At 71.8% G+C, this 14,977-nt stretch carries 13 protein-coding genes, 1 pseudogene and 1 riboswitch; of the genes and pseudogenes, 4 read left to right on the forward strand and 10 right to left on the reverse strand.

The genetic code is table 11. The annotated features are described in order from the left end of the window. A pseudogene (locus GTW43_RS13465) lies at positions 1–221 on the forward strand (DNA polymerase IV); the annotation flags it as partial. Positions 222–334: 113 nt separating this feature from the next. Here GTW43_RS13465 and GTW43_RS13470 read toward each other — a convergent pair. Further along, positions 335–715: a PRC-barrel domain-containing protein gene (locus GTW43_RS13470; RefSeq protein WP_343245995.1), complete on the reverse strand. Its 381-nt coding sequence runs from the start codon at positions 713–715 to the stop codon at positions 335–337. A gap of 114 nt (positions 716–829) precedes the next feature. Next, a riboswitch (glycine riboswitch) is annotated at positions 830–924 on the forward strand. Positions 925–1,114: 190 nt separating this feature from the next. Here GTW43_RS13470 and gcvP point away from each other — a divergent pair. Further along, on the forward strand, positions 1,115–4,000 hold the full coding sequence (gcvP, locus tag GTW43_RS13475) for an aminomethyl-transferring glycine dehydrogenase (protein WP_161301905.1): 2,886 nt from the start codon (positions 1,115–1,117) through the stop codon (positions 3,998–4,000). Between the two features lie 40 nt (positions 4,001–4,040). Here gcvP and GTW43_RS13480 read toward each other — a convergent pair whose 3' ends face one another. After that, positions 4,041–4,241 (reverse strand): DUF5999 family protein, encoded by a 201-nt coding sequence (locus GTW43_RS13480; RefSeq protein ID WP_161301915.1) that lies wholly within the window; start codon positions 4,239–4,241, stop codon positions 4,041–4,043. A gap of 270 nt (positions 4,242–4,511) precedes the next feature. Then, positions 4,512–5,096: a hypothetical protein gene (locus GTW43_RS13485; RefSeq protein ID WP_161301906.1), complete on the reverse strand. Its 585-nt coding sequence runs from the start codon at positions 5,094–5,096 to the stop codon at positions 4,512–4,514. A gap of 514 nt (positions 5,097–5,610) precedes the next feature. Between GTW43_RS13485 and GTW43_RS13490 the strand changes: the two genes are divergently transcribed. Beyond that, positions 5,611–7,131 (forward strand): glutamate-cysteine ligase family protein, encoded by a 1,521-nt coding sequence (locus GTW43_RS13490; RefSeq protein WP_161301907.1) that lies wholly within the window; start codon positions 5,611–5,613, stop codon positions 7,129–7,131. A 17-nt stretch (positions 7,132–7,148) separates the two neighbouring features. On the opposite strand, the gene GTW43_RS13495 is transcribed toward GTW43_RS13490, so the two are convergent. Beyond that, on the reverse strand, positions 7,149–8,921 hold the full coding sequence (locus tag GTW43_RS13495; protein ID WP_161301908.1) for a substrate-binding and VWA domain-containing protein: 1,773 nt from the start codon (positions 8,919–8,921) through the stop codon (positions 7,149–7,151). A 190-nt stretch (positions 8,922–9,111) separates the two neighbouring features. On the opposite strand from GTW43_RS13495, the gene GTW43_RS13500 reads away from it, so the two are divergent. Beyond that, on the forward strand, positions 9,112–9,912 hold the full coding sequence (locus GTW43_RS13500; RefSeq protein ID WP_161301909.1) for a type II CAAX endopeptidase family protein: 801 nt from the start codon (positions 9,112–9,114) through the stop codon (positions 9,910–9,912). A 4-nt stretch (positions 9,913–9,916) separates the two neighbouring features. Here GTW43_RS13500 and GTW43_RS13505 read toward each other — a convergent pair whose 3' ends face one another. The 6 genes from GTW43_RS13505 to GTW43_RS13530 form a co-directional block, all read right to left on the reverse strand. Then, positions 9,917–10,726: a PhzF family phenazine biosynthesis protein gene (locus GTW43_RS13505; RefSeq protein WP_161301910.1), complete on the reverse strand. Its 810-nt coding sequence runs from the start codon at positions 10,724–10,726 to the stop codon at positions 9,917–9,919. Between the two features lie 104 nt (positions 10,727–10,830). Then, a complete protein-coding gene (locus tag GTW43_RS13510; protein ID WP_161301911.1) occupies positions 10,831–11,397 on the reverse strand; it encodes a cysteine hydrolase in 567 nt (188 codons plus the stop codon). Positions 11,398–11,421: 24 nt separating this feature from the next. Then, complete coding sequence (locus GTW43_RS13515) at positions 11,422–12,837, reverse strand: MFS transporter (protein ID WP_237536577.1); 1,416 nt, start codon at positions 12,835–12,837, stop codon at positions 11,422–11,424. After that, positions 12,830–13,276, reverse strand: a complete 447-nt coding sequence (locus GTW43_RS13520) for a MarR family transcriptional regulator (protein WP_161301912.1) — start codon at positions 13,274–13,276, stop codon at positions 12,830–12,832. The genes GTW43_RS13515 and GTW43_RS13520 overlap by 8 nt, the downstream gene beginning before the upstream one ends. A 181-nt stretch (positions 13,277–13,457) precedes the next feature. After that, positions 13,458–14,330 (reverse strand): RNA polymerase sigma-70 factor, encoded by an 873-nt coding sequence (locus GTW43_RS13525; protein WP_161301913.1) that lies wholly within the window; start codon positions 14,328–14,330, stop codon positions 13,458–13,460. Beyond that, positions 14,327–14,902: a carboxymuconolactone decarboxylase family protein gene (locus GTW43_RS13530; RefSeq protein WP_161301914.1), complete on the reverse strand. Its 576-nt coding sequence runs from the start codon at positions 14,900–14,902 to the stop codon at positions 14,327–14,329. The genes GTW43_RS13525 and GTW43_RS13530 overlap by 4 nt, the downstream gene beginning before the upstream one ends. Positions 14,903–14,977 lie beyond the last annotated feature (75 nt).

The raw sequence follows: 14,977 nt of genomic DNA on the forward strand, positions 1-14,977 counted from the left end.
CCGGGCCCGAGCCGCGACGCTGGCTGCCCGGGCACGACGTCCGGCACACGGAGTTCGGACCCGGCTGGGTGCAGGGCAGCGGGCTGGGGCGGGTCACGGTGCGGTTCGAGACGCCGTACGCGCGCGAGCCGGGCCGCGTGCGGACCTTCCGGGTCGATGATCCGGAGCTGTCCGCGGCCGATCCGCTGCCGCTGATCGAGCGGGAGCGGAGTACGGACTGAGCACGGGCGGAGAGCAGCGGGAGGGGCGGAGGGACGGCGGCCGGAGCGCGGGACGCGTGCGGCGCGCGGCCGCGGTGGAACCCGCGTCGGGCCGTGGTGGAGCGGGCGGTGCCTCAGGGCCTGGGTTCGTCCTCGGAACCGGCGATCCTGCCGAACGAGACGTCCCCCGCGGCGTCCGGCGCGGTGATGTCCAGACCGTAGTGGTGGTAGAGCTGCAGCTCCTGCTCGGGCGAGAGGTGACGGCCCACCCCGAAGTCGGGGGCGTCCTTGATCAGGGAGCGTTCGAAGGGGATGCGCAAAGTGCCCTCCACCAGCTCACTCGGCTCCAGCGGGACGAAGGCGTCGCGGCTGAAGAGGCCCGTCCGTATCGCCGCCCACTCGGGTACCCCGGTCGCGTCGTCGAGGTAGATCTCGTCGATGGTTCCGATCTTGGTTCCGTGGCGGTCGAACGCCTTGCGGCCGATCAGGTTGCGCGGATCGACATCGGTCTGCACTGTCCCTCCAGCTGGTCGCAACTCGTTGATACCCCCTACGAAAGAGCACATTGGTGATGACGGCCACTCGAGGGAACCCGCCAGGTCTGCGCTGGTAGGCTGGCAAACGGCTGCTGACCCCGTGCGGGAGAGTCCTCCGACACCGTCGGAGGCGCCGAAGGAGCAAATCCTCCCCGGAATCTCTCAGGCTCACGTACCGCACGGACGAGGTCACTCTGGAAAGCAGGGCGGGGTGCACGGTGTCCGCTCTCACCGACGGTGAAAACCGGCAGTTCCGTGATCGCGAGATCGGGCGGGCGGCCGGTGAAGCTCTCAGGTCGAGATGACAGAGGGGGAGGCCGTCCGGGCACCCGCGCCGTGGTGCCCCTCGCAGGTCGTACTGACCAGGAGGCCTCCGCCATGACCGTCAACCGTACTCCGCTCTCCCGGCTGGAGCAGGGGATCCCCTTCGAGCAGCGCCACATCGGCCCGGACGACGCCGCGCAGGCCAAGATGCTGGCGCAGGTCGGCTACGGCTCGCTCGACGAGCTGACGGCGGCCGCCGTGCCGGACGTCATCAAGAGCGCCGGGGCGCTGGACCTGCCGGGTGCCCGCACCGAGGCCGAGGTGCTCGACGAGCTCCGCTCCCTCGCGGACCGCAACCAGGTCCTGGGGTCGATGATCGGCCTCGGCTACTACGGCACGTTCACCCCGCCGGTCATCCTGCGGAACGTGATGGAGAACCCGTCCTGGTACACGGCCTACACGCCCTACCAGCCGGAGATCTCACAGGGCCGCCTCGAGGCGCTGCTCAACTTCCAGACGATGGTCGCCGAGCTGACCGGGCTGCCCACCTCCGGCGCCTCCCTGCTCGACGAGGGCACCGCCGCTGCCGAGGCCATGGCGCTGTCCCGGCGCATCGGCAAGGTCAAGGACGGCGTGTACCTGATCGACGCCGACGCCCTGCCGCAGACCGTCGCCGTGATCGAGACCCGCGCCGAGCCGACCGGCGTCGAGATCGTCGTCGCCGACCTCAGCGACGGCATCCCCGCCGAGATCGCCGAGCGCGGTGTCGTCGGCGTGCTGCTCCAGTACCCGGGCGCCTCCGGTGCCGTCCGCGACATCAAGCCGGTCGTCGACCAGGCGCACGAGCTGGGCGCCGTCGTCACGGTCGCCGCCGACCTGCTCGCCCTGACGCTGCTCACCTCGCCCGGTGAGCTCGGCGCCGACATCGCCGTCGGCACCACCCAGCGCTTCGGTGTCCCGATGGGCTTCGGCGGACCGCACGCCGGTTACATGGCCGTCCGCGAGAAGTTCGCCCGCTCGCTCCCGGGCCGCCTCGTCGGCGTCTCGGTGGACGCCGACGGCAACAAGGCGTACCGCCTGGCCCTCCAGACCCGCGAGCAGCACATCCGCCGCGAGAAGGCCACCAGCAACATCTGCACCGCCCAGGTGCTCCTGGCCGTCATGGCGGGCATGTACGCCGTCTACCACGGCCCCGAGGGCCTGAAGGCGATCGCCCGCCGCACCCACCGGTACGCGACGCTGCTCGCCGCCGGGCTCACCGCGGGTGGCGTCGAGGTCGTGCACGGCGCGTACTTCGACACCCTGACCGCGCGCGTCCCGGGCCGCGCCGAGTCCGTCGTGGCCGCCGCCCGCGAGGCCGGGGTCAACCTGCGGCTCGTCGACGCCGACCACGTCTCCGTGGCCTGCGACGAGACGACGACGCGGGGCCGGCTGGGTGTCGTGTGGGCCGCGTTCGGCGTCGACGCCGACATCGAAGCGCTGGACGCCGGCACGCCCGAGGCACTGCCCGCCGCCCTGCTGCGCACCGACGCCTACCTGAGCCACCCGGTCTTCCACCAGTACCGCTCCGAGACCGCGATGCTGCGCTACCTGCGCAAGCTCGCCGACCGGGACTACGCGCTCGACCGCGGCATGATCCCGCTGGGCTCCTGCACGATGAAGCTCAACGCGACGACGGAGATGGAGCCGGTCACCTGGCCCGAGTTCGGTCAGCTGCACCCCTTCGCGCCGGTCGAGCAGGCGCAGGGCTACCTCACGCTCATCCAGGAGCTGGAGGACCGGCTCGCCGAGGTCACGGGCTACGACAAGGTCTCGCTCCAGCCGAACGCCGGCTCCCAGGGCGAGCTCGCCGGTCTGCTCGCGGTCCGCGGCTACCACCGGGCCAACGGCGACGAGCAGCGCACCGTCTGCCTCATCCCGTCCTCGGCGCACGGCACCAACGCGGCGAGTGCGGTCATGGCCGGGATGAAGGTCGTCGTCGTGAAGACCTCCGACGACGGCGAGGTCGACATCGCGGACCTGCGCGCCAAGATCGAGCAGTACGCCGACCAGCTGGCCGTCCTCATGATCACGTACCCGTCGACGCACGGGGTGTTCGAGGAGCACGTCGCCGACATCTGCGCGGCCGTGCACGACGCCGGCGGCCAGGTCTACGTCGACGGCGCGAACCTGAACGCGCTGGTGGGCCTCGCCAAGCCGGGCCGATTCGGCGGCGACGTCTCGCACCTGAACCTGCACAAGACCTTCTGCATCCCGCACGGCGGCGGCGGCCCGGGCGTCGGCCCGGTCGGCGTCCGCGCGCACCTCGCGCCGTACCTGCCCAACCACCCGCTCCAGCCGAGCGCCGGTCCGGAGACGGGCGTCGGCCCGATCTCGGCCGCCCCGTGGGGCTCGGCCGGCATCCTGCCGATCTCGTGGGCGTACGTGCGTCTCATGGGCGGCGAGGGCCTCAAGCGGGCGACGCAGGTCGCGGTGCTCTCCGCCAACTACATCGCCAAGCGGCTGGAGCCGCACTTCCCGGTGCTGTACACCGGCCCCGGCGGCCTCGTCGCGCACGAGTGCATCATCGACCTGCGGCCGTTGAGCAAGGCGACGGGCGTGAGCGTCGACGACATCGCCAAGCGGCTCATCGACTACGGGTTCCACGCGCCGACCATGTCGTTCCCGGTCGCGGGCACGCTCATGATCGAGCCGACCGAGAGCGAGGACATCGGCGAGCTGGACCGCTTCTGCGAGGCGATGATCGCCATCCGCGGCGAGATCGAGAAGGTCGCGTCGGGCGTCTGGCCGGCCGACGACAACCCTCTGCGGAACGCTCCGCACACGGCCGGGATGCTCGGCGGGGACTGGGAGCACGCGTACAGCCGGGAAGAGGGTGTCTTCCCGGCCGGTGTGGTGGCCTCCGACAAGTACTGGCCGCCGGTGCGCCGGATCGACCAGGCCTTCGGCGACCGGAACCTGGTGTGCTCCTGCCCGCCCCTGGACGCCTACGAGGCGTGAGCGGCGAGGGGCGTGGCCGGCCGGCCACGCCCCTGCGGCGTCAGGCCGCCTTCACCACCGGGCTGACCGGGCGGTGCGGGGCGATGATCGTGCCGTTGGGCAGCAGCTCCCCGGTGTCCTCGAAGAGCAGTACGCCGTTGCAGAGGAGGCTCCAGCCCTGCTCCGGGTGGTGTGCCACGGGGAGAGCGGCCTCCCTGTCCGCGGAGTCTGCTGTCGGGCACGATGGCTGGTGCTGGCACATGGAGGGGATCTTTCGCTGCGAAGTGATCTCGATGACGGTGGTGCTGTCCGTGCTGGCTGTGCTGCGGCTCGATGGCGTGTTCATGGCCGCCCCCCGTTTTCAGTCGGTCGGAACCCAGTGTTGCCCTGCGGGCGTCGATCCGCAGGGATTTCGTTGCAGCGGTCCTCACTGGATTCAGACGCGTCACCCGTGCGGACGGTTCAGCCCAACTGCACTGTCACTTCGGATGGTTCGGGGTGACCTGACCGGACTAGCCCGGTCAGGTCACCGTCAGGCCGGCAGCGTGGCCCTGGCCGGCGTCAGCCGGAGGGTGAGCACGGGCAGCAACTCCGCGACGCGGTGCGGCCGGTGGGCCGCGATGCCCGGCGGCGCCGGAGCCAGCGGCACCAGGATGTCGTCCCCCGCCGGGTGCCCGGTCGCCCCGTCGGCGGCCGGGTCGCCGTGCAGCCACAGGGTGAGCATGTACAGCTCCGGCACCGAGAGCAGCCGCGGCTGCCAGTGCCCGCCGAGGGCGTCTGCCTGGCGCAGCGCCCGCTCGGTGGCCGTGACGTAGGGGCCCTCGAAGAAGTGGGAGAACGCCCAGCCGTCCGGGGTGAGCCGGGTGTCGGCGGCCGCCACCGCGTGGTCCCCGGACCGGATGAGGAAGCGCCAGCCGGTCAGCCGGGCGCGCGAGGGCCCGGTGGACTCGGTGATGCGGTCCAGGACGTGGACGGGAAGCGGCAGTTCGGGACCGACGGGTCCTTGGGCGGCACGCAGCGAGGGCGTGCGCGCCTCACGGACGGCGGTGGGGGACCCGAGGGCCGCGAGGACGCTGCGCAGGGCGGGCGCGGGAGCCGGGGGGACGTGCAGGGGCATGATGGGTCGCCTCTCATTCGACAGGCACGTGCTACGAGGGCGGTGCGGGAGCGGACGGCGCTGTCAGCTGCGCGGTGCACGAGGGATGCACGGGGCAGAGCGGGCGGGGGCCTTCGGCGCGGGCGCACGTCTCTGTCTCGTCCGCGGAGTTTATACGACGGGTGTTCGGGCGATGTTTCCGCTAGCACGCCGTCCTGTTACCGCAAGATGCGTATCGGTCGTCCTGCGCGGGGCGTTCTGCGGATTTTCTCCCGGTTCTCCGCGGGCCGTATCCGCGTGACCTCGTCATACTCCGGGCGAGCGGTCGGCTGATTTCCGTCGGCGTTTATCACCGGAGTGCCGGTGAATAAAACTCCGGACGGCCGCATGCCTGCGGAATGTGCCGGGGAGCAGTCGTTCAAGAGCGTACTGTTCCGGCGGTCCCCGCGGGGCGTTATCGATCACATCGCCTGGGCATCATCCACCGTGACATGCGGCCGGAACGTCAGGCTGTCCACGTGAGAAGGGACGTTCCATGGGGGAGAAGGTCGTTGCGGGCGCGATCGACCTGGCCGACCGGCTGCGGTACCGGGAGAAGGTGCGGGAGTGTCTCACGGGGCTCGGGCGACTCCTGGACGAGAAGCGGTTCGACCGTCCCAGGAATCTCATGGGACTGGAGATCGAGCTGAATCTCGCGGGTCCCGACGGATCTCCGCGCATGATGAATGCGGAAGTTCTCGAACGGATCGCGAGCCGTGATTTCCAGACCGAACTCGCGATGTTCAACCTGGAAGTGAACATCGCCCCGCACCCGTTGGGCGGCCGTGTTCTCGACCGGCTTGCCGAGGAGCTGCGCACCGGTCTCGGTTATGCGCACCGCAAGGCCGCGGAGGTCGACGCGGGCATCGTGATGATCGGCATTCTGCCGACGCTCGGCGCCGGTCATCTGGTCTCCGCGAACCTCTCCGACGTCGACCGCTACACCCTGCTCAACGACCAGATCCTCGCCGCGCGCGGCGAGGACTTCACGCTCGATATCGAGGGGGTCGAGCGGCTGACCTGCACCTCGTCGTCGATCGCCCCGGAGGCCGCCTGCACGTCCGTACAGCTGCACCTCCAGGTGACACCCGGCCGGTTCGCCGCCGTGTGGAACGCGGCGCAGGCCGTCGCCGCCGTGCAGATCGCCCTCGGCGCCAACGCCCCCTTCCTGTTCGGGCGCGAGCTGTGGCGCGAGTCGCGGCCTCCGCTGTTCCAGCAGTCGACCGACACCCGGCCGCCCGAGCTGAAGGCGCAGGGCGTGCGGCCCCGGACCTGGTTCGGCGAGCGCTGGATCGACTCGGTCCAGGACCTCTTCGAGGAGAACCTGCGCTACTTCCCGCCGCTGCTGCCGATCCTCGACGACGAGCAGCCGCTGGAGGTCCTCGACCGCGGCGGCGTGCCGTCCCTGGCGGAACTGGTCCTGCACAACGGCACCGTGTACCGCTGGAACCGGCCCGTGTACGGCGTCGTCGACGGCGTCCCGCACCTGCGCGTGGAGAACCGGGTGCTGCCGGCCGGCCCCACCGTCACGGACGTCATCGCCAACGTCGCCTTCTACTACGGCATCGTCCGCGCGCTCGCCGAGGACGCGCGGCCCGTCTGGTCCCGGCTCTCCTTCGACGCGGCGGCCCGCAATTTCGACGCGGCCTGCCGGTACGGGATCGAGGCGCGCCTGGAGTGGCCGCGCCGCGGCCGGTTCGGCGGCACCGAGCGGATCCCCGCCGTGACGCTCGTCCGGGACGAGCTGCTGCCGCTCGCGGCCGCCGGGCTCGACGCGTGGGGTGTCGAGCCCGCGGACCGGGACCGCTATCTCGGTGTCATCGAGGAGCGCTGCGTGCGGCGCACGAACGGCGCCGAGTGGCAGGCCGCCACCTACCACGAGGCGCGCGGGAGCGGACTCGGCCGGGAGGAGGCGCTCGCCGCGACGACGCGCCGCTACTGCGAGCTGATGCACGGCGGTGAGCCGGTGCACACCTGGCCCGTCGGACCGCCGCAGCCGGCCGTGCCGCTCGGCTGACGGCCGCCCGGCGCGCGTCAGTTGCTCTTGGCCCCGGCCTTGATGATGGCGTTCAGGATCACCTGCTGGATGTCCGCCGGGTCGCTGACCTGGTGACCGGAGCCGCCGGTGGCCGCCGCGATCTGCTCGATCTCCTGCTTGTCGGTGTCCGGGCCGACGGCGATCGCGATGAGCGGCACCGGGCGCTCGGGGTCGGACAGCTCCTCCAGGCGGCTGATCAGGCCGCTGCGCGAGATCGAACCCGCGTCCTCGTTCACCCCGTCGGTGACGACGACCAGGGCGTTGAACTTGCCGTCCTTGTACGAGGAGGTGGCCGCCTTGTAGGCGGCGAGCGTCGTGTCGTACAGACCCGTGGCGCCGTCCGGCACCGGCTGCAGTCCCGTGAACGCGGCCGAGAGGCGATCGCGCTGGGTGCCCGTGCCCTTGGCGTCGCCGAGTCGCTCGGTCGGCACCAGCTGCTTGTAGTCCCGGTTGCCGTCCAGGAGCGTCGAGAACTCCCACAGTCCGATCTCGTCCTCCGGCGTGAACGTCGCCAGGGCGCGCAGCATCGAGGCCTTCGTGACCTCCATGCGGGACTGGCCGCGATTCGGCACCAGGTTGGCCATGGAGCCCGAGGCGTCGACGACCGTGGTGATGCGGGCGCTCTGCACGGTGATCGTCCACATGCCGAGCGTCTGCTCGATCTGCTCCTCGGTGGCGGGCTCGGAGCTGGGCTCCGCGTACGGCTGCGGGGAGCGGCCGCCGGCCTGGGCGGCGACCGCCTCGGGGGAGCCGGTGCCCTCGGTGCGGAAGCCGTGCTTCTCCAGGAGGGTGCGGCCCTGCGGGGCGGACAGCAGCGTCATGAAGCGGAGCGCTGCGCGGCTCTGGTCGGTGGTCAGCGCGCCCTCGTCGACCAGCGAGAAGGGGTAGTCGAGGGCGGGCGATCCGTCCTTCGGGTAGAAGAGGTCGAGGGCGCCTTCGTCGCCGGCCTCGGCGTTGTGCGTGTAGGCGGCCTGTTCGGACAGGATCAGCGCCTCGTTGCGCCGCGGGTTGCCCGCCTCGGTGCCCGAGGAGTCGCGGGCCACCGTGTCCATGAGCTGCCCGTCGCTGTCGGACGTGCGCTGCGAGAGGACCTTCGCCATGGCGGCGGCCTGGGTGCCGTCCCCGTCGCCCGACTTCTGTGCGGCGGCGGCCAGTTTGGTCAGGGCCAGCAGACCGGTCGCGCTGCGGGCCGGGTCGGCGGCGCCCAGACGCAGGGCGTCGCCCTTCATCGCGGCCCCGGTCAGCTGCGTCCACGAGTACGTCTTGTCCGGCCAGCCGAACGACTTCGCCGCGGTGGGCACCATGCCGACGCCGACCGGGGACGAGGCGATGTTGCCCGCGGCCGTCACCGAGGTGGCGCCGGAGTTCGCCCCGACACGCTTGAGCCAGAGGCCGGAGTCGGGCACCCACACCTGGAAGTCGGGCTTGCCGCCGCCGTCCCGCAGGGACTGGGCCACCTTGTACGAATCGCTCGACGTGACCGTGACGTCCAGGCAGTTGCCGTCCGACGTGACCTTCTGGCGGTGCGCCCGCTCGGCGGCGTCGCGCAGCGCGGGCGCGATGTCGGGGGAGGCCATGACGCCGAGGCTCACCGAATCGCCGCAGGAGTCACCGAGGCCGAGCAGGTCGCTGCGGACGGCCAGCGCCGTGCCTGCCGCCACGACGAGGACGAGGGCCGTCGCGATGGCCACGGTGCGGCCGCGTGACCGGGGTCGGGGGTCGGCGCCTGCCGACCCGTACCCGTCGGGCATGCTGCTGTGACGTCCCATGGCGGTGGTGCCCCTCCCTGAGCCAAAAAGGCAGTTGCGATATAAGCGGTGATGCGAGGGTGGGCAGGGGTGCGCCGGTCAGCGGCGCTCCGCCCCCCTCGGCCTGTCGCGCGCGATCTTCGTACCTGCATTCGAGACCCTAGCGGTGCGGCGTGAGGGATGAGGCGGGATTACTGAAGTGGTGTCAGGAGTGCAGGTGGAGGCAGTGCAGGTGGCCGATTCTTTTCCCGTCGAGGGCTCTTCGCGACGAATTCTGCGGAACGAGACGCTCCTCGTCCTGGGCCTCTCGCTCGGTGCGAGCGGCGTGTCCGCGCTGATCAGCTTTGTCGGATCGGTCACCAAACCGGGGGGTCTGAAGGATCAGGCCGCGACGCTCAACGCCTCCGCCGCTCCGGGCCGCCCCTGGCTGGATCTGGCCTGGCAGCTGTTCGGGATCGCGAGCGCGCTCGTGCCCGTCGCGCTCGTCGCCCACCTGCTGCTGCGGGAGGGGGCGGGCCTGCGGACGATCGGCTTCGACCGCACCCGGCCGTGGTTCGACACCGCGCGCGGCGCCGGGGTCGCCGCGGTCATCGGCAGCACCGGCATCGCGTTCTACCTCGCCGCGCGCGGTCTCGGCTTCAACCTGACGGTGGTGCCCGAGGCGCTGCCCGACGTGTGGTGGAAGTACCCGGTCCTCATCCTGTCCGCGGTGCAGAACGCGGTCCTGGAGGAGGTCATCGTCGTCGGGTACCTGCTGCGCCGGCTCGGCCAGCTGGGCTGGTCCCCAGGACAGGCGCTGGTCGCGTCGTCCGTGCTGCGCGGCTCCTACCACCTGTACCAGGGCATCGGCGGCTTCCTCGGCAACGTCGCGATGGGGGTCGTCTTCGCGTTCCTGTACCGGCGGTGGGGGCGGGTCGGGCCGCTCGTCGTGGCCCACTCCCTGCTCGACATCGGGGCGTTCGTCGGATACGGACTGCTCGCCGGCCGGGTCGACTGGCTCCCCACCGCCTGACGCGTCAGGCGTACAGCTCGCCCTCGACGACCGTCACCGCGTGGCCGGTCAACAGGGTGCGCCCGCCGCGCAGCGCGACCCGGACGAGTCCGGTGCGGGCCGAGGCCTGAAGGCCCGTCAGCTCGTCGCGCCCGAGCCGGGCGGCCCAGAACGGGGCGAGTGCGGTGTGGGCGCTGCCGGTCACCGGGTCCTCGTCGACGCCGACGTTCGGGAAGAAGCAGCGCGAGACGAAGTCGTACCCGGCTGTCGGGTCCGCGGCGCGCGCGGTCGCGATCACGCCGCGCCGTGACACCCGGGAGAGCGCCGGCAGGTCCGGGGCCAGCTCCCGCACGGCCCGCTCGTCCGCGAGTTCGACGAGGAGGTCGCCGACCGCGGCGCCGGTGTCGTGCACGGACAGCGGCCGGACCCCGAGTGCCTCGACGACCGCGTCGGGGACCGGCTCCGCGGTGAGCGGTGCGGTCGGGAAGTCGAGCGTGAGCGATCCGTCCGCCTGCGGCTCGGCCACCAGGACCCCGCTGCGGGTGGCGAACCGTACGGAGCCGTCCAGCGCGCCCGTGCGGTGCAGCACGTGCGCGGTGGCCAGGGTGGCGTGCCCGCACAGGTCGACCTCGGTGGCGGGGGTGAACCAGCGCAGGGCCCAGTCGGCCGGACCGCCCTCGGGCAGCGGGTGCGCGAAGGCGGTCTCGGCGTGGTTGACCTCCCGGGCCACGGACTGCATCCAGGCGTCCTCGGGGAACGCGTCGAGCAGCAGTACTCCGGCGGGGTTCCCAGCGAACGGCCGGTCGGTGAAGGCGTCGACGACACGAATGATCATGCCGCCGACTGTATGTGCCCGGCGGGTGATGCGGCGGGCCGGTGCCGTCGGCCGCTGCGGTCGGTCGGTGCGGCCGGTGCGGCCGGTCCGGTCCGCCGGTGCGGTCAGCCGGTGTGCGCGGTCCGGGCGAGAGCGGCGCGCCAGGCGTCCACCGTCGTGACCTCGCCGCGGCGGGCCAGCACCGAGTCGAGCAGCGTCGTGTGCAGAGCGGGGTCCGCGTCGGCGCACGCGTCGGACAGCACGGTCACCGCGTAGTCCAGGTCGACCGCCTGGAGCGCGGTCGACAGCACGATCCCGCTGGTCGCGATGCCGGCCAGGACGAGCCGGGTGATGTCGCGGGCGGCGAGGAGCTGGCGCAGGTCGTTGCCCGCGAAGGCACTGACCCGGTTCTTGTGGACGACGGTGTCGCCGTCGGCGGGCGTCAGTTCGGCGGCGAACGCGGTGCCCGGGTCGTCCGGGGTGTAGACGTCCGCGGGGAGCGAGCCGAAGAGCTTGTTGCGCGGGTGGACGTCGACGTGACCGGGTCGCAGCTGGAGCCCGATGTGGAAGACGGGCACACCGGCCTCGCGGGCGGCGGCGCGCGCGTCCGCGGCGCGGGAGACGACGGTGCCCGGGACGCGGGCCACGATGGCCTGCTGGAAGTCCATGAGCAGAAGGGCGGTGCGGGACATGCGGGGGCCTTTCGGAAGGGGCGGTCAGGCGGCGTCGGACGCGTCGGTCCGGCGGCCCAGCGTGCGGTCGAACACGGTCAGCAGCAGATAGAGGACCCCCGCGCCGAGCATGACCCAGGCGAGGTGGTGGATCCCGGGGGTGTCGGCGTGCCGGCCGAAGGAGGCGGCGGTCGCGGAGGACGCGATCATCGAGCCGATGTAGGCGAAGGTGCGCAGCAGACCGGCGGAGGACGCGGTGCGCGCCGGATCCGTCTGGACGTACACGGAGTTCTGCAGGGCCAGGTTGTTCAGCCCCTGGGGCACGCCGAAGATCAGCGCGACGAGCAGCAGCATCCACAGCGGGCTCTGCGCGCCGAGCAGGAGGATGACGACACAGGCGACGATCTGCCCGACCGCCCCGGTCAGCAGCTTCCCGCGCACGCCGGGGCGCCGCCCGGACAGGATCGAGACGCCGATGGCCAGCAGGAACATGGGGATCTGGACGAGCCCGGCGTGGAAGGGACTCAGCCCGTACCCCTCCTCCGTCCACTGGCTGAAGCCGTAGAGGAACGCGTAGGAGACGACGTACGCGACGAGGGCGCGGCCGTACGTGGCGAGCAGCGGCCGGTTCCCGCCGAGGACCCGCAGGTCGATGAACGGGGTCTCCGCCCTGAGCTCCCGGGTGACGAAACCGGCGCCGGCCAGCGCGAAGATCACCAGCAGGTACCAGTCGCGCAGGTGCAGGTTCATCAGGAAGAGCAGCAGTGACGTGAGCGTCGCCGCGAAGAGCGCCATGCCGGGCAGGTCGATGCGTGCCGCCAGCTCTCCGCGGCGGACGGCCGGGACCGATCCCGGGGCGGCCTTCGGCATGCGCCACAGGCCGAGCAGGACGGCGGCGACCGCCAGCGGCACGTTGAGCGCGAACGTGGCGCGCCAGCCGCCGAGCGCGATCAGGAGCCCGCCGAGCAGCGGGCCGACCACGGCGATCGTCTGGTTGGCCACGGCCAGTGCGGTGAGCACACCGCCGGGGGAGTCGCGGCCGGTGCGCTCGGCCTCGCTGCGCACCAGCGCCATCGCCGACGGGTACCCGGCGCAGGTGCCGAACCCGAGCAGCACACGGGCGGCGATCAGCACGCCCAGGTTCGGCGCGAGGGTGCCGACGACGCCGGCGACCCCGACCAGCGTGGTGCTCACCAGGAACAGCCGCCGGGGGCCGAACAGGTCGATGAGCCGGCCGACGACCGGCTGCCCCAGCGACGTGGCCAGGTAGAGGGCGGACACCAGCCACGCGGTCTGTGAGGCGGGTGCGCCGAGCGCCGCACCGATGGGCACGAGCGCGACGGATATGACCGTCGAGTTGATGGGGTTGAGCACCGAGCCCAGCAGCATCGGGGGCAGCAGACGCCGGTCGAAGCCGGGACCCGCCGTCCCCGTCGTGCGGGCCGTGGCCGTCTCAGTCATGGGTCAGTCGCTCCAGTACGGACATCGCGGCGAGCACCGTCTGCCGCTCCTCCTCGGTGCAGCGGTCCTGCAACCGGACGGCCAGCCACTCGGTGCGTGCCTGGCGTGCCTCGGCGACCCGGCGCTCGCCCTCGGCGGTGAGGGAGAGCAGCAGGCGCCGCCCGTCCTGCGGGTCGGGCGTGCGCCGCACCAGGTCGCGGGCCGCGAGCGAGGTGACGGTGGCCGTCATCGACTGGTGCCGTACGCCCTCGGCGGCGGCGAGCTCGCTGGCCGTGACGCCGGTGGCGCCCGACAGCCGGGCGAGGACGGCGGCCTGGCTGAGGGTGACGTCCTGTGCCGCCGACGCCTTGAGCAGCCTGCGGCGCAGTCGGCTGACGACCGCGCGGACGGCGCGTGACGCCTGTTCCGCCGACGGTGAGGGACCGGGGTGCTCGCTCATGTCCGCCACGGTAGAACTCAACAGGCTTCCTGTCCAGTTTACCTGTCCAGTTTGCCTGTGGAGTGGATCGAAGGGGGCGGGCGGAAGCGGTCGGGTTCTGGTCCGGCGTGCGGTCGTGGGTGTTCCGGGCGGTTCCGTTCTGACCGCCCGGAACACCCACGACGTCAGAGGAGCAGTCGGCTCACCTGGAGAGTTCGGCCGGTTCGTCCAGCCGCGTCAGCTTCCGTGGGTTTCTCACCAGGTAGACCCGGGTGACCTGCCCGTTCTCCACCACGAGGCTCAGCGCCGTGGCCGGCTCGCCGTCGATCTCGATCCGGCCCGCAGGCGCGCCGTTGAGCCACACGGCCGTCGCCTCGAGCGCGGCCACTTCCGCCCGGTCCGTGCGCGCGAGCACCTTCGCCACCAGGTCGACCCCGTGGACCGGAGCCAGAGCGGCGGCCGCAAGCCCGCCACCGTCGGCGATCAGCACCACGTCCGGCGCCATGACCTCCACCAGTTCCTGCAACTGCCCGGTTCGCAACGCGAGAAGGAACCGCTCCACCACGGCCTGCTGCTCCGACCGGCTCACCCGCACCCGCGGCCGCCGAGCCGCCACATGGTCGCGTGCCCGCCGCGCGATCTGGCGCACCGTGGCCGCGGACTTCCCGACGGCTTCGGCGATCTCGCCGTACGGCATCTCGAAGACCTCGCGGAGCACGAACACCGCCCGCTCCGTCGGTCCGAGCGTTTCCAGTACGGTCAGCATCGCGATCGAGACGCTCTCCGCGAGTTCGACGTCGTCGGCGACATCAGGGCTGGTCAGCAGCGGCTCCGGCAGCCACTCGCCCACGTATTCCTCGCGGCTGCGCGACAACGATCGAAGGCGGTTGAGCGCTTGCCGTGTGACGACCCGGACCAGGTACGCCCGCGGGTCACGCACCTGCGAGTGGTCGACGTCGGCCCACCGCAGCCAGGACTCCTGCACCACGTCTTCCGCGTCGGCTGCCGACCCGAGCATCTCGTAGGCGACCGTGAACAGCAGGCTGCGATGGGCCACGAACGGGTCCTCGGTCATGCCGGCGACGCTACGCCGGACTCGGGACGCGCGGCCAACGGAATCTCACAGGCGTCGGAGAAGCCCTGCGACTCGATCCCGTTCGCCTTGTTGTTCCTGGTCGCCATGTTGGTGAAGGCGATGAACGCGGTGAGCTCGACCATCGCCGCCGGGCCGAGCCGGTCGAGCAGGCTCGCGTACAGCTCGTCGGTGACGGTCAGCGGTGTGTTCGTCATGGCCTCGGCGTACTCCAGCACGTCCCGCTCCAGCGGCGTGAACACCTCCGACTCCCGCCAGCGGGGCACCTGGCTCGCCTTGGCCAGGTCCAGGCTCTGGTTCTGCGCCTGGAAGTAGCCGATGTCGAGGCACCAACTGCAGCCGACCTTTGCCGCGACGGCCATGTGCGCGAACGACTTGAGGCTCGCGTCGGCCGCATCCCACTCGGCCACCTTGGCCGAGAACTCCAGGTTGGACGTGGCGACCTCGGGACTGTGCCACACCGCCTCGACGGGCTCGGGCACGGCACCGAGCTGCTTGATCATGCTGTCGCTGAGTTCGGTGGGGAGCTCCGCCTTCGGAACGCGTATCACCATGGTGTCCTCCTTGGACGTCTGCTTGTTCGGCATGAAGACACCGCCGGACCCACGGATGTGACAACCAGCAGGGCG

This window comes from Streptomyces sp. SID5785, assembly GCF_009870065.1.
Taxonomy (GTDB): Bacteria; Actinomycetota; Actinomycetes; order Streptomycetales; family Streptomycetaceae; genus Streptomyces.

What these genes read in the sequence shown, in the direction of transcription:
- gcvP (WP_161301905.1), top strand. Translation starts at nt 1,115, where the DNA reads ATGACCGTCAACCGTACTCCGCTCTCCCGGCTGGAGCAGGGGATCCCC.
- GTW43_RS13480 (WP_161301915.1), bottom strand. Translation starts at nt 4,241, where the DNA reads ATGTGCCAGCACCAGCCATCGTGCCCGACAGCAGACTCCGCGGACAGG.
- GTW43_RS13485 (WP_161301906.1), bottom strand. Translation starts at nt 5,096, where the DNA reads ATGCCCCTGCACGTCCCCCCGGCTCCCGCGCCCGCCCTGCGCAGCGTC.
- GTW43_RS13490 (WP_161301907.1), top strand. Translation starts at nt 5,611, where the DNA reads ATGGGGGAGAAGGTCGTTGCGGGCGCGATCGACCTGGCCGACCGGCTG.
- GTW43_RS13495 (WP_161301908.1), bottom strand. Translation starts at nt 8,921, where the DNA reads ATGGGACGTCACAGCAGCATGCCCGACGGGTACGGGTCGGCAGGCGCC.
- GTW43_RS13505 (WP_161301910.1), bottom strand. Translation starts at nt 10,726, where the DNA reads ATGATCATTCGTGTCGTCGACGCCTTCACCGACCGGCCGTTCGCTGGG.
- GTW43_RS13510 (WP_161301911.1), bottom strand. Translation starts at nt 11,397, where the DNA reads ATGTCCCGCACCGCCCTTCTGCTCATGGACTTCCAGCAGGCCATCGTG.
- GTW43_RS13515 (WP_237536577.1), bottom strand. Translation starts at nt 12,837, where the DNA reads ATGACTGAGACGGCCACGGCCCGCACGACGGGGACGGCGGGTCCCGGC.
- GTW43_RS13520 (WP_161301912.1), bottom strand. Translation starts at nt 13,276, where the DNA reads ATGAGCGAGCACCCCGGTCCCTCACCGTCGGCGGAACAGGCGTCACGC.
- GTW43_RS13525 (WP_161301913.1), bottom strand. Translation starts at nt 14,330, where the DNA reads ATGACCGAGGACCCGTTCGTGGCCCATCGCAGCCTGCTGTTCACGGTC.
- GTW43_RS13530 (WP_161301914.1), bottom strand. Translation starts at nt 14,902, where the DNA reads ATGGTGATACGCGTTCCGAAGGCGGAGCTCCCCACCGAACTCAGCGAC.